23 protein-coding genes are annotated in these 25,301 nt (G+C 66.2%); 14 read left to right on the top strand and 9 right to left on the bottom strand.

Annotation, left to right across the window (positions count from 1 at the left end; genetic code table 11):
* Positions 1-12: 12 nt before the first annotated feature.
* The 5 genes from RDCOP1_RS17165 to RDCOP1_RS17185 all read left to right on the top strand — a co-directional run bounded on the left by RDCOP1_RS17165 (position 13) and on the right by RDCOP1_RS17185 (position 5,227).
* Positions 13-1,503, top strand: coding sequence for an MFS transporter (locus tag RDCOP1_RS17165; protein ID WP_084722674.1), 1,491 nt, complete (start codon positions 13-15; stop codon positions 1,501-1,503).
* 172 nt (positions 1,504-1,675) lie between these two features.
* Entirely contained in the window at positions 1,676-2,023 is a 348-nt protein-coding gene (locus tag RDCOP1_RS17170; RefSeq protein WP_072703038.1) for a hypothetical protein, read from the top strand.
* Positions 2,016-2,657 (top strand): Dabb family protein, encoded by a 642-nt coding sequence (locus RDCOP1_RS17175; RefSeq protein WP_072703041.1) that lies wholly within the window; start codon positions 2,016-2,018, stop codon positions 2,655-2,657. The genes RDCOP1_RS17170 and RDCOP1_RS17175 overlap by 8 nt, the downstream gene beginning before the upstream one ends.
* Entirely contained in the window at positions 2,654-3,634 is a 981-nt protein-coding gene (locus RDCOP1_RS17180) for an alpha/beta hydrolase (RefSeq protein WP_072703044.1), read from the top strand. The genes RDCOP1_RS17175 and RDCOP1_RS17180 overlap by 4 nt, the downstream gene beginning before the upstream one ends.
* A 114-nt stretch (positions 3,635-3,748) precedes the next feature.
* The gene (locus RDCOP1_RS17185) at positions 3,749-5,227 is read left to right on the top strand and encodes an FAD-dependent oxidoreductase (RefSeq protein WP_084722675.1); all 1,479 of its coding nucleotides are present in this window, start codon (positions 3,749-3,751) and stop codon (positions 5,225-5,227) included.
* A gap of 78 nt (positions 5,228-5,305) precedes the next feature.
* On the opposite strand, the gene RDCOP1_RS17190 is transcribed toward RDCOP1_RS17185, so the two are convergent.
* Positions 5,306-6,505, bottom strand: a complete 1,200-nt coding sequence (locus RDCOP1_RS17190) for a 3-ketosteroid-9-alpha-monooxygenase, oxygenase component (protein WP_072703047.1) — start codon at positions 6,503-6,505, stop codon at positions 5,306-5,308.
* A 244-nt stretch (positions 6,506-6,749) separates the two neighbouring features.
* Between RDCOP1_RS17190 and RDCOP1_RS17195 the strand changes: the two genes are divergently transcribed.
* Entirely contained in the window at positions 6,750-7,511 is a 762-nt protein-coding gene (locus RDCOP1_RS17195; RefSeq protein ID WP_072703050.1) for an IclR family transcriptional regulator, read from the top strand.
* Here RDCOP1_RS17195 and RDCOP1_RS17200 read toward each other — a convergent pair.
* Positions 7,499-8,209, bottom strand: a complete 711-nt coding sequence (locus tag RDCOP1_RS17200; protein WP_231922891.1) for a PadR family transcriptional regulator — start codon at positions 8,207-8,209, stop codon at positions 7,499-7,501. The two genes, RDCOP1_RS17195 and RDCOP1_RS17200, sit on opposite strands and share 13 nt — an antisense overlap.
* Positions 8,210-8,346: 137 nt before the next feature.
* On the opposite strand from RDCOP1_RS17200, the gene RDCOP1_RS17205 reads away from it, so the two are divergent.
* The 5 genes from RDCOP1_RS17205 (at position 8,347) to RDCOP1_RS17230 (ending at position 12,546) form a co-directional block, all read left to right on the top strand.
* Positions 8,347-8,736, top strand: a complete 390-nt coding sequence (locus RDCOP1_RS17205; protein WP_072703053.1) for a nuclear transport factor 2 family protein — start codon at positions 8,347-8,349, stop codon at positions 8,734-8,736.
* A gap of 282 nt (positions 8,737-9,018) precedes the next feature.
* Positions 9,019-10,209, top strand: a complete 1,191-nt coding sequence (locus tag RDCOP1_RS17215) for an NADH:flavin oxidoreductase (protein WP_072703059.1) — start codon at positions 9,019-9,021, stop codon at positions 10,207-10,209.
* A gap of 150 nt (positions 10,210-10,359) precedes the next feature.
* Entirely contained in the window at positions 10,360-10,854 is a 495-nt protein-coding gene (locus RDCOP1_RS17220) for a flavin reductase family protein (protein WP_072703062.1), read from the top strand.
* 91 nt (positions 10,855-10,945) lie between these two features.
* Entirely contained in the window at positions 10,946-11,935 is a 990-nt protein-coding gene (locus RDCOP1_RS17225) for an LLM class flavin-dependent oxidoreductase (protein ID WP_072703066.1), read from the top strand.
* A gap of 158 nt (positions 11,936-12,093) precedes the next feature.
* Positions 12,094-12,546, top strand: a complete 453-nt coding sequence (locus RDCOP1_RS17230; protein ID WP_072703069.1) for a hypothetical protein — start codon at positions 12,094-12,096, stop codon at positions 12,544-12,546.
* Between the two features lie 54 nt (positions 12,547-12,600).
* Here the strand turns inward: RDCOP1_RS17230 and RDCOP1_RS17235 are convergent, their stop codons facing one another.
* The 5 genes from RDCOP1_RS17235 to dnaK form a co-directional block, all read right to left on the bottom strand.
* Entirely contained in the window at positions 12,601-14,136 is a 1,536-nt protein-coding gene (locus tag RDCOP1_RS17235; protein ID WP_072703072.1) for an FAD-binding protein, read from the bottom strand.
* 144 nt (positions 14,137-14,280) lie between these two features.
* Positions 14,281-14,685, bottom strand: a complete 405-nt coding sequence (locus RDCOP1_RS17240; RefSeq protein WP_072703075.1) for a heat shock protein transcriptional repressor HspR — start codon at positions 14,683-14,685, stop codon at positions 14,281-14,283.
* Complete coding sequence (dnaJ, locus tag RDCOP1_RS17245) at positions 14,685-15,851, bottom strand: molecular chaperone DnaJ (protein WP_072703078.1); 1,167 nt, start codon at positions 15,849-15,851, stop codon at positions 14,685-14,687. Before dnaJ ends, RDCOP1_RS17240 begins: the two co-directional genes overlap by 1 nt.
* A gap of 31 nt (positions 15,852-15,882) precedes the next feature.
* Positions 15,883-16,542, bottom strand: a complete 660-nt coding sequence (grpE, locus tag RDCOP1_RS17250; RefSeq protein ID WP_072703081.1) for a nucleotide exchange factor GrpE — start codon at positions 16,540-16,542, stop codon at positions 15,883-15,885.
* Positions 16,539-18,383, bottom strand: coding sequence for a molecular chaperone DnaK (dnaK, locus tag RDCOP1_RS17255; protein ID WP_072703791.1), 1,845 nt, complete (start codon positions 18,381-18,383; stop codon positions 16,539-16,541). The genes grpE and dnaK overlap by 4 nt, the downstream gene beginning before the upstream one ends.
* A 443-nt stretch (positions 18,384-18,826) precedes the next feature.
* Here dnaK and RDCOP1_RS17260 point away from each other — a divergent pair, with 443 nt between their 5' ends.
* From RDCOP1_RS17260 to RDCOP1_RS17270, 3 genes are all read left to right on the top strand, one after another.
* The gene (locus RDCOP1_RS17260) at positions 18,827-20,413 is read left to right on the top strand and encodes a DUF7159 family protein (protein ID WP_072703084.1); all 1,587 of its coding nucleotides are present in this window, start codon (positions 18,827-18,829) and stop codon (positions 20,411-20,413) included.
* Between the two features lie 136 nt (positions 20,414-20,549).
* Positions 20,550-21,875 carry a S1 family peptidase gene (locus RDCOP1_RS17265; RefSeq protein ID WP_072703086.1) on the top strand — a complete coding sequence of 442 codons (1,326 nt, stop codon included), beginning with the start codon at positions 20,550-20,552 and terminating at the stop codon, positions 21,873-21,875.
* A 160-nt stretch (positions 21,876-22,035) separates the two neighbouring features.
* Positions 22,036-23,337, top strand: a complete 1,302-nt coding sequence (locus RDCOP1_RS17270; protein WP_072703089.1) for a S1 family peptidase — start codon at positions 22,036-22,038, stop codon at positions 23,335-23,337.
* Between the two features lie 73 nt (positions 23,338-23,410).
* Here the strand turns inward: RDCOP1_RS17270 and RDCOP1_RS17275 are convergent, their stop codons facing one another.
* On the bottom strand, positions 23,411-24,049 hold the full coding sequence (locus RDCOP1_RS17275; RefSeq protein ID WP_072703092.1) for a response regulator: 639 nt from the start codon (positions 24,047-24,049) through the stop codon (positions 23,411-23,413).
* Positions 24,046-25,245, bottom strand: coding sequence for a sensor histidine kinase (locus RDCOP1_RS17280; RefSeq protein ID WP_072703095.1), 1,200 nt, complete (start codon positions 25,243-25,245; stop codon positions 24,046-24,048). The genes RDCOP1_RS17275 and RDCOP1_RS17280 overlap by 4 nt, the downstream gene beginning before the upstream one ends.
* Positions 25,246-25,301: the final 56 nt, after the last annotated feature.

Below are 25,301 nucleotides of genomic sequence, written 5' to 3' on the forward strand. Positions count from 1 at the left end.
AGGAGGACCCGCATGTTCGATTCCCTGCGACGTTCAGCCGCACCAACTCCGGACGGTCCGATGGCCCCCAAGTCGACGACATACATCATCGTGGCCCTGGTACTTGCCGAGTGCGTCAGCGCATTCGAAGCCGGCATGATCTTCATCGCGCTGCCACGCTTCGGTGAGATTTTCGATGCACCGGCATCGACAACAGGGTGGGCAGTAACTGCCTACATGCTCGTGGGCGCGACGACCGCACTCGTCGGAGGTCGCCTCGGCGACATGTACGGCCGCAAGAAGGTCCTCATCATCGCAATGATGGTGTCGACGCTCGGTTCCGTGATCAGTGTCTTCGGCGACTCGATGGGCGCAATCATCGTGGGTCGAGGCGTACAAGGTGCGGCCGGTGCGATCCTGCCCCTCTGCTACGGCCTCGCACGCGAGGTGCTGCCCGCCGGCAAGGTTTCCCTTGCCGTCGGATACATCAGTGGGGCCGCCCTCCTCGCCGGATCCGGTGGCTATTTCATCGCCGGGGTGCTGCTCGATGTGGCTGACTGGCATATGATCTTCGTCTTCGCCGCCGTTCTGGCCCTCGTTGCGTCCGCAGTGGCCGCACTCGCGCTCCCCGGCACCCACACACGCACGGAGCTACCACGATTCGACTATCTGGGCGCAGCACTGCTGACGCCCGGCCTGATCGCAATCCTCTACGGCATCACCCAGGGTCCGGCGTGGGGATGGGCAAGTTTCGGCGTCCTCGGTCTCATCATCTGCGGGCTCGCGATCCTGGCCGTATGGACTGCCTGGGAACTGCGTCAGGAAGAACCTCTCGTCAACCTCCGAGCACTCGCCACCAAGCGGATGACGCTCAATCTGATCGGGGTATCGGTACTCGCTCTCGGTCCGGTCGGCGCGGTGCAGATCGTCACCCCGATGATTCTCCAGGCGCCGACGTCCTTGCCCATCGGACTCGGCATGTCGGCGACCGTGGCAGGTCTCATCGGCGGAATCGGCGCAATTGTGGGGTTCGCCGTGTCTCCGATAGCGGGTGTGGTTGCGGGACGCTGGGGCGGGCGGACCGCGTTCTTCATCGGAGCCGCTCTGTTCGCCGTAGCCAATGTCATGATCCTCGTCGGCCACAAGTCGCTGCCGATCATGATCGGCGTCTTCGTTCTCGCCGCTGTCGCAACGGCGTTCGCCTACACCGGTTATCCGAAGATCGTCATCGAGTCCGTCCCCGAGGACGTCACCAGCGTCACGACGGGCGTATTGGCCACCGCCCGCCAGGCATTCTCTGCGGTGAGCGTGGCCATCGTGTCGGTCATGCTCTCCATCTGGACCGTGCCGGGAACGACCGCACCCGCGTTGTCCTCGTTCAACCTCGCAGTGGGGTGGTTCGTCGTGTGCTCGCTCATCGTCGCCGCCATCTGCTTGTTCATCGGACGGCCCCGGCAGGCGGGCGACTCCGACGAGCACACCGCAGGAGAAGTGGACCCGGAGGTATCTGCGACCTCCGCTTGACATCTCCGGCGAGGTCCGATGTCCCGATGTGCTTTCGCGGTGCAGGCTCGGCGTCGAGCCTGCACCGCACCTGCAGGTAACGATCCGACGCACCGTTGTCGACACACGATCGTCTCCCGCGAGGCGGGAGATGACGGTGCCCCAGTGCTTTTCGTGACCGTAGGGTTCCAGCATGGCTGACGAAACGATATATGTGATCGACCGCGTGGTCACCAAACCCGGATGTGCACGCAAGTTCGTCGACGCGTACGTCACGGAATACGTTCCCGGTGGTCGCCGGCGCGGGATGACACTCGACCGGATCCTTGTCAGCCCACCGATCTGGTTCGACGACGACTCCAACACCGTCACCGTCACGTGGACCGTCGACAGTGTGGGGGCGTGGTGGGAGATGACCCGCCAAGGCCGTCGCGACCCCGGTCTCGGTGAATGGTGGTCGAAAATGGAGGAATTGATCCTCGAACGTTCCCGCTCCATGGCCGCCGGGGCCGACGATGTCGAAGGGTTGACCGATGTATAATGTGACACGCGTTGTCCACTTCGAGGACTCTGCGAACGCCTCGGACCGGGCCGAATACCTGGAGAAGATCCGCCACACGGTGAAGGGGCTCGGCGCGCCGCGCCACCTCGTGGCGCCGACGCTGCCGGGGGTGATCAACGGCGGTGAACTGCTTGTCCACCTGCAACTCCCCGCAGCAGACGGTGCCACCGACGTGATCGGTGCACTCGACCGCGCCCTCGAGGGTCCCGCCACCGCTCGAATCGACGGCGTGCAGTACCCCGCATCTCCGGGGCAGTCACGCCCGGACGCACCTCGGAGTGTCTACCGTGCGCTGCTGCTGCGTATCGCTCCGGGCACGCCGACAGCGACCGTCGAACGATTCGAACGCGATCTGCTGACGATGCCCCGATACATTTCGTCGATCGGCGCGTGGCGGCTCGACCGTGTGGAGAAGTCGGTGGGCCCCACTGCCTGGACCCACGTGTGGGAGCAGGAATTCACCGATCACGCTTCGCTCATAGGCCAATACCTCGACCATCCGGTCCACTGGGGCGTCGTGGATCGTTGGTTCGACCCCGAGTGCCCGGAAGCCGTGGTCCGCGATCGGGTGTGCCATACCTTCTGCCTCATCGACGACACCGTCATCCGATGAATACGCACTCCGACGCCACTCCGGCAGACAACGACGACCGGATCTACGATCGGGACGTCCGTTCGATCATCGACGCGATGCGCGCACGCCGCGCTCCGTCTCTGCAGGCCATCGGAATCGACGCGACCCGTCGTGCACTCGAATCGATCCAGCGGCCACCGGGACCGGACATGCAGGCCGTTCGCTCGCTCGAATTCGACGGTCCTCACGGTCCCGTCCCCGTACGGGTCTACCACCCCCACTCGGTACGGGAGCGGGACGCACCGGCCCTCGTCTGGTTCCACGGAGGCGGGATGATCATGGGCTCACTCGAGTCCTTCGATCGCCTTGCACGCGAGGTTGCCGCAGCAGCGCATGCCGTGGTCGTCAACGTGGGCTACCGACTCGCTCCGGAGCATCGGTATCCCGTCGCCCACGACGAGTCCTATGCGGCCGTGTGCTGGGTACAGGAGAACGCCGGAGAGTGGGGGGTGGACCCGACTCGAATCGGCGTCGGCGGCGACAGTGCCGGAGGTGGCCTGGCGGCCGCGACTGCGCTGCGGGCACGCAACGAGAAAGGACCGCACCTCGCTCAGCAGGTCCTGATCTACCCTGGCCTGGAGCGGCGACGCGAGTCGCCGTCGATGCTCCGATTCGGCGACAGCCCTTTCCTTCGCGCAGGGGACATCGACTGGATGAAATCCTTGTACCTCGGAGACGATCCCTCGACGGACGACGAGTACGGCGTTCCCTCCTCGGCAGCCGATCTCTCGCAGTTACCACCTGCGATCGTGGTGTCTGGGTACGCCGATCCCCTCCGCGACGGAGTGGAGGACTACGGCCGGCGACTGCAGGAGTCGGGCGTGTCGACGGCAATCATCCGCTATCCCGGTGTAGGGCACGGCTTCTTCATGCAGACTGCATCCGTTGCGCGGGCACGGATGGCGATGGCCGAGGTCGGCGCACTGGTCTCCGCGCGCTTCGCGCACGGGAGCTGACGTCCACACGGATCTCCCGCTGGGTAGAACTCCTCCTTCCCGCGAATCCCCCTGTCTTCGTAGCGTCTCCACGGCGGCGCAATCCCGACCGCCCGTACACGCCGAGGAGGCGCGGTGTCTCGAAACCCGGAGTCGCACGCGGAAAGCCACGATGTCCGCGAAGTGGACGTGGTCGTGGTCGGAATGGGCGCCGCCGGCTGCGCCGCAGCAGTGACCGCCCACGACGCAGGGGCCACGGTGCTGGTACTGGAGAAGGCAGCCGCCGCCGAGGCCGGTGGAAATACCCGGGTGTCCGGTGGCGGCTGGTTCCACCACGACGACCCCGAACGCGCAGCAATCTATCTGCGTTCTCTTTGTGGCGACCGTCCGCTGCCCGAGCCTGTCGTGCACGCCTGGGCACACGGCACCCGCGAAGTCTCCAGGTGGGTGGAGTCACTCGGAGTATCGGTGGGCCCCAACGGCAATTACAACGCCACAGGCGCCGAGTACCCGGAGATGCCGGGCAGCGACTGTTACGGTGGCCTGTACTGCGTCGACGGGGTCGTCGGCGACGGTCGGCTCTTCGCCGCGCTCGAAAAGGCGCTGTTCGAGCGCGGAATCTCGGTGCACTACGACTCTCCCGCCTCCGGACTGATCACCGAGCCTGCTTCCGGCGAGGTGACCGGCGTCGTCACTGCAGCGGGCGACCGGATCCTTGCCCGTCGCGGCGTCGTGTTGGCCACCGGCGGTTTCGAGGGGGATCCGGAGCTGGTGCGTACCCACCTCGGGCTCGACGACGCGCCGGTGTGGGGCAGCGTGGCCGCCACCGGTGACGGACTACGCATGGCACAGGAGGCCGGAGCCGATCTGTGGCACATGGACAACATGATGGCGGTCAACGGCATCACCGAACCAGGTTCGCGGCACGGATATTTCGCGATGTTCCTGTACTCGCGGGGTGTGCTCTGGGTGGACGAGACGGGACGTCGTTTCGTCGACGAATTCGTCCCGTCAGGTCACGGCCAAGCTCTGATCGACGGACGATATGTGCTCCATCCGCAGCGTCCGATGTGGGTGATCTTCGACGAGCACACTCGGCTGGCCGGCCCGATCAGTCCCTCGGCCGACGTACTCGCCGTCGGATGGAACGTATTGATGAACGGTTATCGGTGGAGCTCGGACAACAGCGCGGAGATCGCGGCGGGGTGGATTCACCGTGGCGACACCCTCGACGAGTTGGCTTCGCTGACGGGATTCCCGGGTGATGCGTTGAACGACAGCGTATCCGCGTACAACGCCGCGTGTGCGGCAGGAGACGACGGGGATTTCGGTCGTTCCCCCGCCACCCTCGTGCCGATCCTCGAGCCGCCCTTCTACGCCTACCGCAGCGGGCCGCTGTTGGGCTGGACCAACGGCGGCCCTCGCCGGGACGAGCACGCACGTGTTCTCGATACCGCGGGCGCGGTGATCGAAGGTCTGTATGCGGCGGGCACTGTCAGTTCCACGTTCAGCTGGGCGAAGGACGGCGGGTTCCATATAGCCGATGCAATCGTCTTCGGCCGGGCCGCCGGAGAGCACGCCGCCGGACGTAGCCGTCGAAACCCCGAACACTGATCCGGCGCTGTACAACGTTCTGTGAGAGCTGGTCCGGTCGATCGGCCGGACCAGCCCTCACAGAGTCATCGTTCAGCGTCACGCTCCGGTGCCGGCGGGCTGGTTTTCGCTCGCCTGGAACGCCTCGATCCGCGGATCGGAGGTGACGAACCTGCCGGCAGCGATGTTCTCTTCGACTTCCCTGTGCCAGAAACTGATCGCGCGCTCGGTGTCGATCTCGAACTCGAACCGCCGAGTCATCTCGGGCGTGACGTCCTCGACGTCGACGTAGAACTGCTCGTACCAGCGACGCAACTGGTAGACCGGACCGTCCTCCTCGCACAACAGCGGATTGTCGATCTTCGCCTTGTTCCGCCAGATCTCGACGTCTTGGACGAAACCGAGCTCGACGCCCTTGGTGAAGGCCTGCGCAATCCCGGTCGCCTCTTCGTCGGTCAAGCTCTCGGGCTTCTTCACTGCCGCTCCCCATTGCAGTACGAAGCTGGTGGGTGATACCGGGTAGTGGCAGTTGATCAGGACCGTCTCGAGCTCGCCGACCGGGGACGGGCTCCACAGGTAGTCGATCATGTATGACGGTCCGTAATAGGCTGCCTCCGAACGCCCGATCGCATCGTCGTCGCGCGAGTAGCTCGTACCCAGATCCACGTCCGGTCGCGGTTTGGTGTTCATGTTCTGGCTCGCGACGTGGCCTTCGAAGACATTCTTGAAGTACACCGGGAACGAGTAGTGGATGTAGAAGAAGTGGGCCATGTCCACGACGTTGTCCACGATCTCGCGGCAGTGCGATCCTTCGATCGTCAGCCGGTTCCATGTGAACTCGGTCCACTCACCCGTGTCGTATCCCGGGATCTGCGGGATGGTGACCTCGGGTGGCGGTGGGTTGCCCTGCGGGTCGTGCCAGACGTACAGCTGCCCGTTGCGCTCGAGCGTGGTCCACGCTTTCGTCCGCGCCAGAGGCGGAACTCTGCGGGCGTACGGGATGTTCGAGCACCGGCCGTTGCCCGCCCAGCGCCAATCGTGGAACGGGCATGCCACGGAGTCACCCTTGATCGTGCCCTGCGTGAGGTCACCGCCCATGTGGGGGCAGTAACCGTTGAGAACGTTCAACGACCCGGCGCTGTCGGCGAAGACGACCAGCTTCGAGCCGAACGCCTCCACCGCGTGTGGCTTGCCGTCACGGAACTCGTCGAGCAAGCCCAGGCAGTGCCAGCCTCGGGCATAGCGGGCGGGCGGCGGGGCCGACTCTATGACGCGAACTTCGTTGTCGGGAAACGTCATTGTTACCTCCGTGTCGCAGATGACATGAGTTGAATATGCAAGGCGTGAGTGAGGAATGCAGGCCGGAAGAACTCACCGGACTCTAGGAAGCCCCCGAGAGGCGCGGATACCGGCGATTTCGTTCAGTGGAACACAGGATGCCCCTCTCGAGTGACCCGCTTCACAATCACGCTGGGGTGTGGCACTATTCCTAGTAGAAATAGCCACGTCCCCGCGCCGACGGCGCTGCGGTTGTAGGAGCACAATGACGATCCAGGCCGAAGCCGACCCCACGACACCCAGCGCAGTCCTCGACCGCGTCAACCTCGTACTCGATGCATTCAACGGCGTCAGCCGTCTCACTCTCGCCCAAATCGTGCGTCGGACGGGCCTGCCCCGATCCTCTGCCCATCGCATGCTCGAACGGCTGGTGTCGATGCGATGGCTCCACCGCGAAGGCCGTGACTACACGCTGGGATTGCGGCTGATGGAACTCGGCTCACTCGCCGTCCACCAGGACCGGCTTCACGCCACCGCACTACCGCACCTGCAGGAACTCCAACGCGTCACCGGCTTCGTCGTCCACCTCGCTGTTCTCGAAGGTGACGACCTCGTCTACCTCGAAAAGCTCGGTGGACGCCTGGCCACGGTGGTTCCCACCCGCATCGGAGGGCGTCGTCCTGCGCCCAGCACCGCCCTCGGCAAAGCACTCCTCGCCTACGACGGCACACCCGGGCCTTCATACGACCACATCCGCGAGCACGGGATTGCTTTCGAGAAAGAAGAATCTCTGCCCGGATTCGGGTGTATCGCGGTTCCGATCGGCCTCATCGGCTCCGCGGTCGCCGCGGTGTCGGTGTGCGGACCACTATCCCACCTGCGTTTCGACCATAAGTTCGCCACGCCCGTCCGACTGACAGCGACCGCCATCTGGCGCGCTCTCGATCGCAACCATGTCACTCCCACACTTCAGCGCCGCCGTCCGCTCCACTCGACGGCCAGCGCACAGGAACCTCAATACGCCTGAGTGTCGGCCTCGTTCGTGGAAGAGGGCTCGACGTTGTCGCCGCCGAGCCCTTCCGACACCCCGTTCCAGCTACCTGGGTTACGGGGACGCGGCAGACCGAGGTCGTCGATGTCGCTACGCGCGAACTGCGCTGCCGCACGGTCGATATCGTCGAGCAATTCGTTGGACAGCTCGATCTCGGCCCGGAAGTACCGCTCGGCCCACCGCAGGCTCATCTGCGAGAAAGCCCAGCCCGGTTCACGATCGGAGTGTTCCGCATGCTCTCCGGCGCGGCGCAGCTTGTCTTCGAGGTTGACGATATGCTCGCGCACGATCGCCTTCAGCTGGTCCGGATCGTTGAGATGGCCCATATACATCCGAAGCATGACGCCGTGCTTGAGTACGGGCATCTCCACCGGTGCCTCACGCGACCACGTGCGCACCGCGTCGATCCCGGACTCGGTGATGGCATACAACCGGCGACCACGCGTGCCCGGTTCATTCACCAGACGGGATTGCACCAATCCGAGCTTCTCGAGCTTCTTGAGCTCCGCGTAGACCTGACTGACCGACGGACTCCAGTAGTAGAACCCGATACTCCAATCCGCCCACTTCTTCAGTTCGTTGCCTGTCAGTTCCTCCCCGAACGAAAGCATCCCGAGCACCGCCCAGCTCGTGGGGGGTAGCGCGGGGTACTGCTCGCTTTCGGGTTCCGACACCACGAAAGCGTAACAACGGCAGTGCACCACCCGTGCTCCGAATCTCCCGCTACGCGGGAGGACCACGCCTACCCCTGCCACCCCGCCGATAGCCTCGGCCGATCGATCCATTCTCCGCGACGCCCCCAGGAGCACCCGTGACCACTTCTGAAGCAACCGCCCAGGCGGAACGCATTCGAGCTACCGTGACCGCCTACCTCGACGCAGTAGCTTCCGGTGTCGCCACCGACGTCGCCGCGCTGTACACCGAAAACGCCACCCTGGAAGACCCGGTCGGCAGCGAACCCCGCGTCGGGCGCGCCGCGATCACCGAGTTCTACAAGGCTATCGAAACCACCGAGAACACAACGGAATTGTTTACGCTCCGGATCAGCGGCGCAAACGCCGCCTTCCACTTCCGGGTCACCACGAAAGTCGCCGAGCAGACCTACGCGATCGAACCGATCGACGTCATGACATTCGACGAGGCCGGCCGCATTACGACCATGCGCGCATTCTGGGCACCGAGCGACACCGTTCAGCACTGACGGAACGAGACGATCGACGATGCAACCCGTCACCTGCCGCACGTGCGGCACCGATGTACTCGCCGAGAAGTACAGCGAGGCTCACACCAGCATCCAATGGCTCACCGACGCCCCTCGGTCATGCCCGCGGCTTTACACCGACGCCGGAGCAGGCCACACACCCGCATGGGTTCCCTCCTGCACCGAGTTGCGCGACACGATCGACGATCTCGCCCACCGAGGCGTAATGCCCATCAGCCACCGCAGTCAGCCTGTAACCGGCCCTGTACCAGGAGACCTCCCGTGACCGATCGAAACATCCCCGACGTGTTCGCACCGGCGAAGTTGGGCCCGATCACCCTGCGTAACCGCATCATCAAGGCTGCCACGTTCGAAGCCGCCACTCCCGGTGCGCTCGTGTCGGACGACCTGATCGAGTACCACCGCCGACCCGCTGCGGGAGGGGTCGGAATGACCACCGTCGCATACTGTGCCGTTGCGCCCGAGGGTCGCACCGAGGCGAACCAGATCTGGATGCGTCCGGAAGCCGTGCCGGGCTTACGCCGTCTCACCGACGCCGTTCATGCCGAAGGCGCTGCCGCTTCCGCACAGATCGGCCATGCCGGGCCCGTCGCCAACGAAGCCAGCACCGGACTGCCCGCGCTCGGACCGACCCGCCAGTTCAACCCGCTGGGCATGCGCATGGTTCGCGGCGCCACCCTCGCCGACATCGACCGCATTCGGCGAGCACACGGTGACGCAGCCCGCTATGCCGTCGAAAGTGGATTCGACGCCGTGGAGATTCACTTCGGTCACAACTACTTCGCCAGTTCCTTCCTCAGCCCGAAGATCAACAAACGCACCGACGCATACGGCGGATCCCTCGCCAATCGCGCGCGCCTGGTACGCGAAACGGCACAGACGGTCCGAGACGCTGTCGGGGGGAAGATCGCCATCCTGGCGAAACTGAACATGGATGACGGTGTCCCGGGAGGATTCTGGCTCGACGAGGCAGTCCAGGTGGCGCAGTGGCTCGAGCAGGACGGCTCCCTGGATGCCATCGAACTGACCGTGGGCAGCTCTTTGTTGAACTCGATGTACCTCTTCAAGGGCGACGTACCCCTACGCGAGTTCGCGGCGGCGATGCCCGAGCCCGTCCGCACCGGAATGAAACTCGTCGGCAAGCATTTCCTCAAGTCCTATCCCTACAAGGATCTGTACATGCTCGAGGAAGCGCGGCAGATCCGTGCTGCAGTGAGAATGCCGCTCGTGTTACTCGGGGGTGTCACCGATCGGGCTGGGATGGACATCGCGATGGCCGAAGGATTCGACTTCGTGGCGATGGCCCGGGCGCTGCTGCGCGAACCGGATCTGGTCAACAGGATCGAAACGGAGCCGGCCACTCGATCGTTGTGCATCCACTGCAACAAGTGCATGCCCACAATCTTCACCGGGACACGGTGCGTTCTTGTGACCCCCGGCACCCACCCCTGAACGCGTTCGAGCGGGCGTCACGGACGGCGCCGATCGGCGTCGCGACCGACAGCCACAGCTGTTCGTTCCCGTTCTCCGGGATACCAGGCGCGGAGCCCGAACACCCATGACGGACACTGAAGGAGTACCGACAGTGAGAGGAACCAATCGATGACGGCAGAACATGCGGTGCTCGATCCGCGCACGATGCGCGACGTGATGGGCAACTTCTGCACGGGGGTCACGGTCATCACCGCCCTCGACGGCGACAAGCCGCTCGGCTTCGCATGTCAGTCGTTCACGTCGGTGTCGCTGGAGCCGCCCCTCGTCTCGTTCTGCCCCGCGCGCACGTCCACGACCTGGCCCAAGATCCGCGAGATCGGCACTCTCGCCATCAACGTCCTCGCGGAGAGCCAGCGCACGTTGTGTGCCGCGTTCGCCGTCAGCGGTGGAAACAAGTTCCACGGCGTCGACTGGGTTCCCGGCGACAACGGTGCTCCCGCCCTCGAAGGGGCGCTCGCTCGCGTGGAGGCGACCGTAGAAACGGAGCACGACGCCGGCGACCACACGATCGTCGTGGCACGCGTCACGGGCCTGACGGCGCTGCCGTCCAACGGGCCGTTGCTGTTCTACCGCGGCACCTATGGGCACTTCGACCGGCTGTGACGGCCGCCTCCCGGAATAGCCTGCGGCCACTCCCGGTTGCACCGAGGGTGTGCCCAGCTGCCGGTGGCGGGCCCCGGACGAAGGATTCTCGGTGACTGTTCCTCTCTCCATCCTCGATTTGGCCCATATCGGCGAGGGTGAAACCGCTCGCGACAGTTTCGACGCCAGCGTGAAGATGGCACAGCTCGCCGAACGGTGGGGTTACCGGCGCATCTGGTACGCCGAGCACCACAACATGCCGTCCATCGCGTCGTCTGCGACGAGCGTGCTGATCGCGCACGTCGCGGCGCACACGTCGTCGATCCGGCTCGGCGCAGGCGGCATCATGCTCCCGAATCACTCGCCGCTCACGATCGCGGAGCAGTTCGGCACCCTCGCCACCCTTCATCCGGGTCGCATCGATCTGGGGCTGGGCCGGGCGCCGGGCAGCGACCAGAAGACGATGCGGGCGCTGCGACGCGACCCGTCGTCGGCCGACACCTTCCCGCAGGACGTACTCGAACTGCAGGCCTATCTGCGCGGCAACTCACGGATCCCAGGTGTCGACGCGATTCCCGGGAAGGGCACCGACGTTCCGCTGTACATTCTGGGATCATCCCTGTTCGGCGCCAAACTTGCTGCGATGCTCGGTCTTCCGTATTCCTTCGCGTCGCACTTCGCGCCGCAGGCACTCGAGGAGGCGGTGGCGCTCTACCGCCGCGAGTACCAACCGTCCGAACAGCACCCCGAACCGTACGTCATCGCCGGCGCAGGTGTGATCGCCGCCGATACCAGCGAAGAAGCCCATGCCTTGTTCGAGGCCGCCAAGAGGCAGCGTGTCGTGCAGATGGTCGGGCGCGGTCGCACCTTCACCGACGACGAGATCGACATGCTGCTCGACTCCCCCGCCGGCGCGCAGGTGCTCACCATGCTGCGGTACACGGCCGTGGGCACGTCCGACGAAGTTCGCGACTACCTCGACCGGTTCGCCGAGCGCGCCCAGGCGGACGAACTGATCGTGGTGTCGTCGGCGCCGGGACGCGATGCCTGGTTGCGGTCGCTGGAATTGCTGGCGACGGCGAGCGGACTCGTCTCGGCGTAAATCCACTGGCGCTCTAGGCAGTCACACCCGGTGGGCACTCGGGGCGGTGTGACGAATCGGGTCGACACCGCCCCCCGACATGTCTTCGCGGGTACACTGCGGCCGTCGATCGTACGGTCGTACGGTCGTGAGTCCAGATCCCCGATCGTAGGAGCACCATGAACCATCGCACGCGCGCCTTTGCCGCCGCAGTTGTCGCGGCTGTGCTCGCTCTCGCCGCCCCGTCGACAGCACTCGGCGACGAGCTCCCCACCGATGGGCCCACGATCACGATCACGATCACGAACGACACCGACGCACCCATGGTTCTAGCCGGGAAGTGCAATCCGTACGGACGGTGGATCGACGAGCCCGCAGCGGTGGTCTCCGCGCGCGCATCCGAGACCGTCACGGCGGTCGGCTCCGACCGGCGCGGGTTCGGTGTGCAGGTGAGCTACACGATGCCCGGAGAGGCGAGCGTGGTGCTGATGGCGAACGACTTCGGCACCGGCCCTGCCAATCCCGACGGAACAAGGGTGGCCGGCGCCAACCGGCACGGCTACTCCGTCGAACCGAATGTCGATACGGGCTATCCGTTCATGACCATGAACGTCGTCGTCGCCCGCCCCTGAACACTACGGCCGAACGTCACTCCCATAACGGAGTGACGTTCGGCCGCAACGGTGTCAGCGCGTGGCCGCATCCATAACTGCCAGATGCGCGAACAGAGCGCTCGCACCGATCGGGTTGCCACCACCGGGGTAGACGGTGCCGCTCGCCGCCGCCATCGTGTTGCCCGCCGCGTACAGACCGGCGATCGGAGCTCCCGCGGTGTCGAGGACGCGACCGGCCGTGTCGGTGCGCAGCCCGCCCTTGGTGCCGAGGTCGGAGAGACCGAACTGCGCAGCGTGGAACGGTCCCTGCTCGATCGGGACCAGCGGCGAGCCGCCACCGGTGAATGCGACGTCGTACGGCTCCCCACCGCGGTCGAAGTCCTCGTCGACACCCTGAACTGCAAATTCGTTGAACCGCGCGACCGTCGCCTCGAGCGCCTCCGCCGGGACACCGATCTGCTCGGCGAGACCGGCGAGCGTGTCGGCGCTCTTCCACAGCCCTGCCTCGACGTACTTCTCGGTCTCCACGAGCGGCACGTTCGTTGCTCCCACGGGCGGAACGATCCCACCGCGATCGTCGTAGATCATCCAGAACGGCAAGGTCATCTCGCCGGCCTCCATACGGGCGATGACATCGCGGCCGAGACGATCGTACGGTGCGTATTCGTTGGTGAACCGCTTCCCGTCCTGATCGACGAAGATGCCGCCGGTGAAGCACAGCGCGAAGGCGGACCGGCCGTCCGGATGCGTCAGGCCCGGGGACCACCACGCCTCGCCCATCAGGTCGACGTCGGCACCGACCGCGATGCCTGCCTCGTGTGCCTTACCGAGATTCGACCACGGGCCCATCGAGTCGCGCGCAGCACCGGGAACGCCGTACTTGCTGCGCATCTCCTCGTTTCGATCGAAGCCGCCGGCCGCGAGCACGACGCCCTTCCTGGCACGGATCGCACGACGCTCGCCGCCGTTCGAGACGATCGCGCCGACCACCACCCCGTCTTCGACCACGATTTCCTCGAGCGCGGTGTTGCGGTGCAGCTGCACGTCCGGGTACTTCCGCAGGGCGCGGAGGAACCTGCCGACGAGAGCGCGTCCACCGATGAGTGTGTCGGGCAGCGGGTCGCCGTTGCGTTCGCGGCCGAGCGGTCCGCGAATCGACTCGTTGAGTTCGGGATCGTCGCCGATCGGCAGCGGTGCCGGGATGATGTGCCGCCCCTGCGCGCGTGCTTTCGGCGCCTTTCCGAAGTAGTCGGGCCACGGATAGATCATGAACTCGAGATCTTCGTCGGATTCGAGGTAGTCGATCAGCGGTGCACCGCCACGGACGTACGCTTCCTGCAGTTCACGGGGGGCATGGTCTCCGACGACGGCGTGGAAATAGGTCAGCGCGTCTTCGATGGTGTCGTCGTCGCCGGCGCGTTGCAGTACCGCGTTGGTCGGGAACCAGACGCCGCCGCCACCCGAGTACGCGGTGGTGCCACCGAAGTACTCGGATGCCTCCACGAGCGTGACCGACAGTCCTTCACGTGCTGCGGTGTACGCACCACTGCATCCGCCCGCGCCCGATCCGACGACGAGTACGTCGCATTCTTCCGCCCAATCCACCATGCTTGCTTGCCTTCCGCTGGTCCTGTGGAACACGCCACAGTAGGCCGGGGGATGTGGGGTGCGGGACAGGTTTCTCGCTGTGCGGGAGAAATACGGAAACCGGGCCGACATCGAATCGATATCGGCCCGGAATTCGGTGGGTCGTCAGTCGCGCGCGTGCTTCGGCTTCCACACGACGAGCGCGTTTGTGCGCGCCACGGGTACGAGATCGCGGCGGGCGGACCGCAACTGTGCGATCTCCGCGGACATCTCCGCGACCCGCTGTTGCAGTGCCTCGACGTGGTTGGTCAACTCGATGATCCGTTTGATGCCGGCAAGGTTGACGCCTTCGTCCTGCGACAGTCGCTGTACCTCGCGGAGCAGTTCGACGTCGCGCGGTGAATACCGCCGTCCGCCACCGCTGGTGCGGTGCGGGGTAACCAGTCCCAGCCGGTCGTAGTTACGCAGTGTCTGAGCGTGCATCCCGGCGAGTTCTGCGGCGACCGAGATGACATAGACACGCGCATCGGGATCCGGCGGGAGATTGCGGGGAGTTCCCGTATCGCTCATCACGCACCTGCCCATCCTTCACGCGGGTCGAATCCACCGGACTCTTCGGCACGAAGGTATTCGCGCAGCGCTTCCGTCGCCTGTTCGTCGAGCTTCTGAGGGATGGCAACCTTGACGGTCACGAGCAGATCCCCCGCACCGCCCGCGCGCTTGGGGACGCCGCGGCCGCGGACCCGCAGAACCCGGCCGTCGGCCGTGCCCGCCGGGATCTTCAGACCGACCCGGCCATCGAGCGTCGGGACCGATACGGTGCTGCCGAGCACGAGTTCGCCGTAGCTGACCGGCAATACGAGTGTCAGGTTGTCGCCGTCACGACCGAACACGCGGTCCGGCCGGACGTGCACGGTGACGAACAGGTCGCCCGACGGTGCACCCCGCAGACCGGCTTCACCTTGTCCGGCGAGGCGGATGCGGGAACCGTCCTTGATGCCGGACGGCACGCGCACCGTGATCGTACGGGTGCGTTCCTGGACCCCGCTGCCGTGGCAGTCGCGGCACGGGCTGTCGATGATCGAGCCCGACCCGCGGCATTCGTCGCACGGCTCGGAGAACCCGAAGGCGCCCTGGTTGCGGGAGACGATGCCACTTCCGTTGCACTGCGGGCACACTCGGGGGCTCGTGCCGGGCTCGGCACCGCTGCCGTGGCACGTGGTGCACGGCGAGGGGCTCGTCAGGCGCAACGGGACGGTGACACCCTGGACGGCGTCACGGAAGTCGAGAGTCGTCTGGGTCTCGATGTCGCCGCCGCGCCGGGGCCGCGAGCGATTCGCGCCCCCGCTCGCACCGCGGTTGAACAGACCGCCGAAGAGGTCGCCCAAGCCGCCGTCGCCGGCACCACCGCCGCCGAACAGGTCACCGAGGTCGAATGTGGTGTTCCCGCCGGAGAATCCGCCACCGCCTGGTTGGAAGCCGCCGCCGAAACCTCCGGACGCGAACATCCGGCGAGTCTCGTCGTATTCCTTGCGCTTGGCCGGGTCGGACAGCACGGCGTTCGCCTCGCTGACCGACTTGAACCGCTCCTCGGCTGCGGTATCGCCGGGGTTCGCATCGGGATGCAGATCCCGAGCCAACTTGCGGTAGGCCTTCTTGATCTCTTCTTGCGAAGCGTCGGACGAGACGCCCAGGTCCTTGTAGAAGTCCTTTTCGATCCACTCCCGCTGGCTCACCGGGCGTCTCCTCCTCTCGCTCTTGTTGTTCTTACTCTGTGTCGGTGCCGTCGGACGGCGTTTGTTCCGGCGTGTCCGCCGGGTCGCCGTCGGTGACGGTCACCATCGCGTGCCGCAGCACCCGATCGCCGACGCGGTAACCCTTGCGCAGGATCGTGCCGAGCACCGGGTGGGTGCCGTCGCCCTCCATCTGGACCGCTTCGTGCAGTTCCGGATCGAAGACGTCGCCTTCTTCACCGAAACCTTCGAGGCCGAGTCCGGTCAGAATGCGGGTCAGCTTGTCGCCGACCGCCTTCAGCGGACCGGATTCGAGGTCCCCGTGGGCGCGGGCCCGATCCAGGTCGTCGACCACGTCGAGGAACTGGGCCACCACCGACGCCTTCGCGGACTCGCCGATGGCGGCCTTCTCGCGTTCGGCGCGACGACGGTAGTTGGTGTACTCGGCGGAGACGCGCTGCAGATCTGCGGTGCGTTCCGCGAGTTCGGCCGATTCGGGAGACGCTTCGGGAGACAAAGCCTTCTCGACGCGAACCTCCTCGTTGCCGTCCTCGTTCTCGACGATGCCCTCGGCAGGGGTACCGGTGTCCTCACTCGACTCGGTGGTCGCGTCCCGCACCTCGAAGGTCTCGGGATCGATCCGCCGCTTGTCGGTGACGGTCACCGGTTCCTGCTCGGGCTTACCCGACGTCACTTCTTCTCCGAATCGGTCGGCTCGTCGACCACCTCGGCGTCGACGACATCGTCGGCACCGGCCGCGGCACCGTCGCCGGCTGCCGCACCCTCGGCGCCACCCTGCGACTCGTAGATCGCCTGGCCCAGCGCCTGGGACTCGGTCGCGAGCTTCTCGACGGCGGACTTGACCGCGGCGATGTCGCTACCGGCAAGAGCGTCCTTGGCGTCCTTGACGGCCGCCTCGACCTTCTCCTTGACGTCGGCCGGCACCTTGTCCTCGTTGTCCGTGATGAACTTCTCGGTCTGGTGCACGAGCGACTCGGCCTGGTTGCGGACCTCGGCCTCTTCGCGGCGGGCGCGGTCTTCCTCGGCGTGCGCCTCGGCGTCCTTGACCATCCGGTCGATCTCCTCCTGGGACAGGCCGGAGCCTTCCTGGATCTTGATCGTGTTCTCCTTGCCGGTGCCCTTGTCGCGGGCGGTCACGTGCACGATGCCGTTGGCATCGATGTCGAAGGTGACCTCGATCTGCGGGACGCCGCGCGGAGCCGGAGCGATGCCGCCGAGCTCGAACGAGCCGAGCAGCTTGTTGTGCGCCGCGATCTCACGCTCGCCCTGGAAGACCTGGATCTGCACGGACGGCTGGTTGTCGTCGGCCGTGGTGAAGGTTTCCGAACGCTTCGTGGGGATCGTGGTGTTGCGCTCGATGAGCTTGGTCATCACGCCGCCCTTGGTTTCGATACCGAGGGAAAGCGGGGTGACGTCGAGCAGCAGCACGTCCTTGACCTCGCCCTTGAGGACGCCGGCCTGCAGCGCGGCACCCACGGCGACGACCTCGTCGGGGTTGACGCCCTTGTTGGGCTCCTTGCCACCGGTGAGTTCGCGCACGAGATCGGTTACGGCGGGCATACGGGTCGAGCCACCGACGAGGACCACGTGGTCGATGTCGCCGACGGAGATTCCTGCGTCCTTGACGACCTGCTGGAACGGCGCGCGGGTGCGCTCGAGGAGGTCGCCGGTGATCTTCTGGAACTCGGAGCGGCTCAGCTGCTCGTCGAGGAACAGCGGGTTCTTGTCCGCGTCGACCGTGATGTACGGGAGGTTGATCGACGTCGACTGCGAGCTCGACAGCTCGATCTTCGCCTTCTCCGCGGCCTCACGAAGACGCTGCAGGGCCATCTTGTCCTTGGTCAGGTCGACGCCGTGCTGTGCCTTGAACTTGTCGACGAGCCAGTTGACGATGCGCTCGTCCCAGTCGTCGCCGCCCAGGTGGTTGTCGCCGGAGGTCGCGCGGACCTCGACGACACCGTCGCCGATCTCGAGGAGGGAGACGTCGAACGTGCCGCCACCGAGGTCGAAGACCAGGATGGTCTGTTCCTTGCTGCCCTTGTCGAGGCCGTATGCGAGGGCTGCGGCCGTGGGCTCGTTGACGATGCGCAGGACGTTGAGGCCGGCGATGGTGCCGGCTTCCTTGGTCGCCTGACGCTGGGCGTCGTTGAAGTACGCCGGAACGGTGATGACGGCATCGGTGATGTCCTCACCCAGGTACGACTCGGCGTCGCGCTTGAGCTTCATCAGCGTGCGTGCGCTGATCTCCTGAGGGGTGTACTTCTTGCCGTCGATGTCGACGTTCCAGTCGGACCCGATGTGCCGCTTGACGGAACGGATGGTGCGGTCGACGTTGGTGACCGCCTGGTTCTTGGCAGGCTGACCCACCAGAACCTCGCCGTTCTTCGCGAAAGCGACGACGGACGGGGTGGTGCGTGAACCTTCGGAGTTGGCGACCACGACGGGCTCGCCGCCCTCCAGAACGGAAACGACCGAGTTGGTGGTTCCGAGGTCGATACCGACCGCACGAGCCATGATTTCCTCCAATTTTTCGCCGCGATGCTGTGCACACCGCGAAACGTTCATGTTCCCCAACCTGAGCCAGTACGACTCAACTTAGCTCAGCCAAGTCGAGCCTGCACCCGTTCGGGCGCTCCAGTCAAGTGGAGTTGAGCCTGGGTAGCTCAAGTTGTCTGATAGCTCCAACCACAGATCTGCCCGGATCGTTCCCGAATGTGATGCGGTTCATAATCTGCCCACGCGACACTTGCGGCTACGCCTCGACCGCTTCCCGGCGCGGAATCACACCCGCAGGTCCGCAAGGCGGGCAGCCCGACGGGTCGTTTCAAGATTCACCTATCGTGATGTCCGCATACGCCTGTACATTTCCGCGGAGACTGTGCAACATCATGTCGCTCGAATCCGGCGCGGATGGTCACCGTTGCACCAGCTCCGACCAGATTTGGGGGATCTTCCGCATGTCCGTAGGCGTAGGCCTGAGGGTGGGCAACTCCGTGTCCTCGGTTGCGGTCACCTCGTCGTCGCCCGGGCGACCCGACCCCGCACCCATCGAACGACGCAGCGCGGTACACCTGCACTCCGACGGCACCGCAACGCTCGGTGACCACGACTTCTTCGACGGCACCACGAGTTCGTTCACCAATTTCGTCGGCAGCATCGGCCGGTCGGGTGGCGTCCGTGCCAACGACGGTTCGCTCTCCCGCGCCGAAGACCTCGTGGCAACCGCCATGGAATGCCTTCTCGCCGACGCTGCCCGGCTCATCGGCGACCAGCCGTACACCGCAGTCGCGACCCATCCCACCGAATGGCCGCCCTCGACCGTCGCCGTTCTCCGCAACGCGCTCGACTATGTGGGGTTGCGGCACGTCTCCCTCATCTCGGACGCCGAGGCCGCCGCCGCGTGGTACGAATCGCAGGTCGCCCATCAAACCGGCCGGCTCGTCGCGGTGCACCACATCGATCCGCTGGGCTCGACGGTCACCCTCGTTCGCTCCGGCGTGGCGGCCGGTAAGTCCTTCCGATTCGCCGAAGCCGACGCGCCCTCCGTGACGGCGCAGTTGTCCACCGCCCTCGGAGCGTTCGGATGGCTCGTCAGCAACCTCGACGCCATCGTCGTCACGGTGGACGAGGCCATCGATCCCACCGCAGCCCAACTGGTCGCCCAGTCCTTCAAGACCGGACTCGGGGTGCGGAGCGCACTCGCGCCCGAACCCCATCAGACGATGGTGCGCGGCGCGGCACTCGCGGCGGCTGCGGGTTCGGTGGATCTGCTCGGTTCGACGCAGATCCTCCCCGTCACGCGCCTCACCGGTCCCAAGCGCAGCGAACTCGACACCGAAACCACCACCGTGATCGCCAAGATCACCACCACACCGCCGCCGGGTTTCGCCTCGACGGTCCGCGCCACATCCTCACCGACGCCATCGCGGACGCCGGTGCCGTCGCCGCCCAGCGAGGACGACGACGAGGACTCCGATACCAAGAGCCGCTCCTCTTTGTTCACCGTCGGTGCCGCGGCGGCTGCGGTCGCGCTGCTCGTCGGAGTCGGAGTGTGGGTGTTCACGATGCGCGATTCGTCCACCGCGACCGCCAACACCGCGCCGATGGAGACGACGATCGTGCCGACCGGCGAGACCACCGACGCGACCCGGTCGCAGCCCCCGACGAAGGCTCCCCCGGCCGCCTCGACGACCTCCACGACCGACTCGCCCTCGGTCCCACCGGCCGGCGCACCGGCGGTTCCCCAGTCCGGAAGCGTCGGCGGAGAACCCGTGTGGACCGATCCGAGCACCACCCAGGACGCCACGACCCCGTCATCGAGCGTCGGTTCGTCGAGCAGCAGCACCACGACGAGCACCGGATGGTCGCGTCGCAATCCGCCCTCGAGCGGTGGGGGTGGCGGCGAGAACGACTCAGGCGGGTCGAGCACCTCGTCTCCGACGCCGTCGACGTCCCCGCAACCCGAACCCACCGAGCCGACCACTGATCCCGAACCTGGGGAACCGACCACTCCACCCGGAGACGACGGCTCCACCGAGGGCTGAAATCCCACGTGATCTATGGCACATTTTTTGCACTGCCGTTTGTGCCGTAGGCTGTCCCGCGGGTCGGTACCTCGCGTACTGCACTCACGAACATAACCGCAGTTCAGACCACTGATACACCTGTAGAAGGGCCCTCATGCGTCTCTTGCCGGCGTCGCGCGCCGCTCGTTCCACCGCCCGCCGTGTCGCCGTCGCCGCGGCGTCGGCCGTGTTGCTGGTGGGACCGCTGACCACCGTCGCCCACGCCGGCCCGGCAGAGCAGCTTCCCGTCCCCGATCTGCCCTCCGAACTGATCGAAGCGATCACCCGGGATCTCGGGCTGTCGCCGGAGGAATACCTCGACCGCGCCGCCCGCGCTCAGGAGCTGGGCGACTACGCACGTTCGTTCCGTGCCGAGAACCCCGAAGACTACGCAGGCGCGTGGCTCGGCCTGGACGGACAGGCCGTCGTCGCGGTGACCAACCGGGACGCCGCGGAGAAGGCACAGAGCGACGGTTACCAGGCCACGGTCGCCCTGTTGTCCGCCGACGGCCTCGAGCAGGCCCTCGCCGAACTGAACCGGTGGGTTGCCGCGCTTCCGCGCGAGGTGTCGTCACAGGTGAACTCCACGTCCATCGACGTGCTCAACAACCAGCTCGTCGTGGACATCGTGAACTCGCCGGCCGGGCGCGCCCTCAACCTGCCCTCGCTCATCGCGAACGTCCAGGTGCAGCTGAGCCCCGGCCTTCCCCCCAACGATCCGGCTCCGCTCGGCGGCGACACCTACATCACCGCCGACGGCGACGTGAAGACGACGCCGCTCGAGCGAATCGGCATCTGCTCGTTCGGATTCAACGGTGTCGACGCGAACGGCGATGCCGTGAACCTCACCGCCGGCCACTGCGATGCCGTCGCCCGCGAGCAGGGCGGCTCCACCGTGTACCTCCCCAACCGGGAGAACATCGACGCCAGCACCAAGATCGGGACGTTCACCGAGTCGACCGTGGGCACCGACAGCACGCTCGACTACGGCGTGATCTCCCTCGACGAAGCCGGCGTCGCCGCCGGCCTCGACCGGCCGGTCGTGCGCGGCGGCAACGGTTCCACGCTGACCATCACCGGTACCGCCGTTCCCGTCGTCGGCGCGCCCGTCTGCAAGTCGGGACAGTCCTCCTCGTTCACCTGCGGTGTCGTCGCCGCCGAGCGTGTCGAGACCCAGCTCGTGTACAACTCCGGGTATTCGAGCACCATCCGGGGCTTCGCAACAACGGCCTGCACCTTGTCCGGCGACAGCGGCGGAGCCATCGTCACGGGCACCCTCGCCCTCGGCGTGATCAGCGGCTCCAACAGCGCCGGTGCCCCGAACTGCGTCGAAGCGAACCTCGTTCTCGCACCCAACGGCGGCACGTCCAGCCTGGGCATTTCCATCCGCGACATCGAGAACACCACCGGTAGCCGAGTGCGGACGGTGAACGGGGCTTAAGTCCCGCAGGGTTGTTCACAACGGCAACATCCGACACACTGGTCGCTCCCAACCAGCTGTGAGTCGTGCCCGTTACCCCTTACGATCGACCAATGCCGGTCCGTTCGGGTCAGCTACCTTTGCGTGCTCGAGCCGCGGAGGGACAACGAGAAAGGTTTTCATGCGACGCACCTTCGCACGTCAGGCGGCCGTTATCGGCTCAGCCGCCGTGTTGCTCCTCGGCACCGTAGCCACCGTCGCCCAGGCCGAGCCTGCGCCGGCCGCCCCGGCGACCGCACTGCCGGCCGAACTGGTGGAAGCGTTGCAGCGGGACCTCCAGATCGGTCCCGACCGTTTCCTCATCGACGCCCAGCGCAGCCAGGAGCTTGCTCGTTTCGCCGACAAGGCGCGCGAGCAGTTCGAAAGCGTCTTCTCCGGTGTCTGGCTCGACGACCAGGGCACGCCCACCGTCGGACTCACCGAAGGCGAGCAGTTCGACAAGGCCCGCGAGGCCGCGGAGAACTCCGGATTCGTCGTCCAGAAGACCGAAAACAGCGAGACCGCGCTCGAAGGCCGGTTGAAAGAGCTCAACGACTGGCTCGAAACGCAGCCGCCCGCGATCGCCGACCTCATTCGCGGCGTCGCTATCGACGTGGTGAACAACGACGTCGTGGTACGCGCCGAGAATGTCGCAGGCCTCGAACTGCCGCCGTTCCTCGACGGTGTTCGTGTGCTGTTCGCTCCGACCGAACTGACGCCCGACCCCAGCCCGGACTTCGAGTACATCGCCGGGCTCGCGGCACCGGATGCTCTGCTCGGTGGCGACGCTTACGCTGCGCTCGGCGCCGGCATGGGTCTCCGTTGCTCCTTGGGCTTCAACGCCGAGGACGGCTCGGGAAGCCCGGTCAACATCACCGCCGGTCACTGCGACCCGAATCGTTCGCAGGCCGGAACCCGATGGGCGTCCGAGGTCTATCAACTGCTCGGCGATGCGCTCGGACAGCGTCTCGGAACCTTCGAGAAGACCAGCCTCGACAACAACGACTACGGTCTCATCCGGCCGGCAGCAGATGCCGCGGGTCGTTTCGAGAACAACGGGGTCCGCGTTCCCAACGCCGCTCCCCTGCCCATCACGGGCACCGCAGATCCGATCGTGGGAACCCCCGTCTGCAAGTCGGGCCTGCGTACCGGTTACAGCTGTGGTGTCGTGACGTCGGCGCAGCAGAACGTCGAAATCGGTGAGCGCGTGCTCAGCAACGGCTTCTCCACCAACCTGTGCGCACTGCAGGGTGACAGCGGCGGAACGCTCGTGACGGGCACGCTCGCCCTCGGTATCTCGAGCGCCTCGAACGTCGGCCAGTACAGCCTCTGCGAGGTCGCCGGCTTCGTCAGCGGTCTCCTCGGCGAGACGCCCGAGTTGTTCGCGACACCGATCAACGCGGTGCTCGCCGAGAACCCGGGTCTGAAGGTCCGCACCTGGTAATCACCGCACCGGTGAGTACTCCGTACAGACGAGAGGCCCTCCTTCCGATCACGGAAGGAGGGCCTCTTCTCTGTCAGCGACGGATGTATCCGAGTTCGGTGGCCGACGCCACGGCAGCCGTTCGCGAATCGACCCCCAGCTTGGAATAGATGCGTGCGAGATGGGATTTCACCGTGCCCTCGGTGAGGTGCAGTCGCTGCGCGATGCGGTGGTTCGACAACCCTTCCGCGACCAGGCCGAGAACTTCGACCTCACGTCCGGTCAACGAGGTACCGGGAGCGCGGAGCCGATGGACGAGCCGATCCGCGACTGCCGGAGCGAGAGTCGTGCGACCCGATGCGGCGGTACGGATCGCGGCCGCCAACTCCTCCGGAGGCGCGTCCTTGAGCAGATAACCGGTGGCACCGGCCTCGATCGCGGGCAGTGTGTCTGCGTCGGTGCCATAGGTGGTGACGATCACGACGTGCGGAGCCCCGGGACGGGCGGTGATGGCGGCCGTCGCGGCAGCACCCGACATCCTTCCCCGTCCGAACTGCAGGTCCATCACCACCACGTCGACGTCGGAAGCGGTCGCCCGGGCCACCGCGTCCTCGGCGGTCGCCGCCTCGGCGACGACCTCGATTCCCGGTTCCGTCTCGAGGACTGCGCGCAGGCCAGCCCGGACGACAGGGTGGTCGTCGGCGAGCAGTACGCGGATCGGGTCGGTGCTCACGGATGCCTCTCGGAAGACGATTCGGAGGGAAGCGGAAGAACAGCGATGATCGAGGTCCCCTCGCCGTCGCCGGATCGCACGGTGAACGTACCTCCCAGGTCGTCCACTCGGGCGCGCATCGCCGGCAGCCCGAAACCGCTCTCGGGCGCGGGTTCGGGCGCCGAGCCGGGATCGAAGCCCACACCGTCGTCGACGATGTCCACCGCTACGCGGTCGTCCCCGAAGTCGAGGGTCACATCGACACCGGTTGCCCGAGAGTGACGGGTGGTGTTGGCGAGCGCTGATTGAGCCACCCGGAGCAATGCGACTTCGTACTCGGCCGGGAGACCGATCGGGGCGCCGCGTAGGTGGAATCGGGCGTCGATGTGATGCCTGTCGGTCGTCGTTGCGCACAGTCGCTCCAGCGCGCCCGCCAGCGTGGTGCCGTCCAGAGCCGGCGGAGCGAGCGCCGCCACGAAGCGTCGCGCTTCTCCGAGGTTGTCCACAGCGACCGAGCGCGCGCGGCCGACATATCCGGCGGCGACGTCAACTCGTTCGGGGAGTGCCCGCTCGGCGGCGCGCAGCAGGAGCTGGATACTCGAAAGCCCTTGCGCCAGGGTGTCGTGGATCTCTCGGGCGAGCCGTTCGCGTTCTTCGAGAACCCCGGCACTGCGCTGGGCGGCGGCGAGATCCGCGCGCGTGGCGGTGAGTTCGTCGATGAGCATCCGGCGTTGCTCGCTCTCCCGGTACAACGCCTGGTAGCTCCACACCACCGCCACCGCCACCGCGGCGCCCAGTGACGGCCCGATGGCGGTGGCCGGGCTGAAAGCACCCTGGTGGATCGAAAAGCCGACGACGGCCGCGGCGGTGGTGAGCAGTACCGCAACGAGCCCGCTGCGCCGGGGCAACAGGTGCAGTTGCACGAAATAGAGAGGGAACGCCAGCCAGACTGCCTCCGCCGAGAGCGTCAGGAGCACCAGCCACGCCGCCCCCACCGCGCTGAGCCATAAGACGGCTCCGGTGTAGGACCGGCCGACGGCGGGCAGCAGGGGTCCGAGACCATAGGTCACCGCTGTGATCGCCGCCACGACCGCGACGAGGCCCGCGTCGGGTGCCGAATCCGCGAATGCTCGAACCACGGCGAGTGCAAGCAGCCCGGCGACGAGCAGATGCAGGCACCACGCCAGGAAGCGGACGGTAGGGGTCAACGTATTCACTTCAGTCGAGCGTACGGGCGCGCAGCGGCCTGCACATCCACCGAAAGATACAACCC

It is taken from the genome of Rhodococcus coprophilus NBRC 100603 (assembly GCF_001895045.1).
Classification (GTDB): Bacteria; Actinomycetota; Actinomycetes; order Mycobacteriales; family Mycobacteriaceae; genus Rhodococcus; species Rhodococcus coprophilus.

Coding starts and splice junctions, on each gene's coding strand:
- RDCOP1_RS17230 (WP_072703069.1), top strand. CDS start 12,094: ATGAACCATCGCACGCGCGCCTTTGCCGCCGCAGTTGTCGCGGCTGTG.
- RDCOP1_RS17270 (WP_072703089.1), top strand. CDS start 22,036: ATGCGACGCACCTTCGCACGTCAGGCGGCCGTTATCGGCTCAGCCGCC.
- RDCOP1_RS17170 (WP_072703038.1), top strand. CDS start 1,676: ATGGCTGACGAAACGATATATGTGATCGACCGCGTGGTCACCAAACCC.
- RDCOP1_RS17220 (WP_072703062.1), top strand. CDS start 10,360: ATGACGGCAGAACATGCGGTGCTCGATCCGCGCACGATGCGCGACGTG.
- RDCOP1_RS17235 (WP_072703072.1), bottom strand. CDS start 14,136: ATGGTGGATTGGGCGGAAGAATGCGACGTACTCGTCGTCGGATCGGGC.
- RDCOP1_RS17165 (WP_084722674.1), top strand. CDS start 13: ATGTTCGATTCCCTGCGACGTTCAGCCGCACCAACTCCGGACGGTCCG.
- RDCOP1_RS17260 (WP_072703084.1), top strand. CDS start 18,827: ATGTCCGTAGGCGTAGGCCTGAGGGTGGGCAACTCCGTGTCCTCGGTT.
- RDCOP1_RS17180 (WP_072703044.1), top strand. CDS start 2,654: ATGAATACGCACTCCGACGCCACTCCGGCAGACAACGACGACCGGATC.
- RDCOP1_RS17175 (WP_072703041.1), top strand. CDS start 2,016: ATGTATAATGTGACACGCGTTGTCCACTTCGAGGACTCTGCGAACGCC.
- dnaK (WP_072703791.1), bottom strand. CDS start 18,383: ATGGCTCGTGCGGTCGGTATCGACCTCGGAACCACCAACTCGGTCGTT.
- RDCOP1_RS17240 (WP_072703075.1), bottom strand. CDS start 14,685: ATGAGCGATACGGGAACTCCCCGCAATCTCCCGCCGGATCCCGATGCG.
- RDCOP1_RS17195 (WP_072703050.1), top strand. CDS start 6,750: ATGACGATCCAGGCCGAAGCCGACCCCACGACACCCAGCGCAGTCCTC.
- RDCOP1_RS17265 (WP_072703086.1), top strand. CDS start 20,550: ATGCGTCTCTTGCCGGCGTCGCGCGCCGCTCGTTCCACCGCCCGCCGT.
- RDCOP1_RS17190 (WP_072703047.1), bottom strand. CDS start 6,505: ATGACGTTTCCCGACAACGAAGTTCGCGTCATAGAGTCGGCCCCGCCG.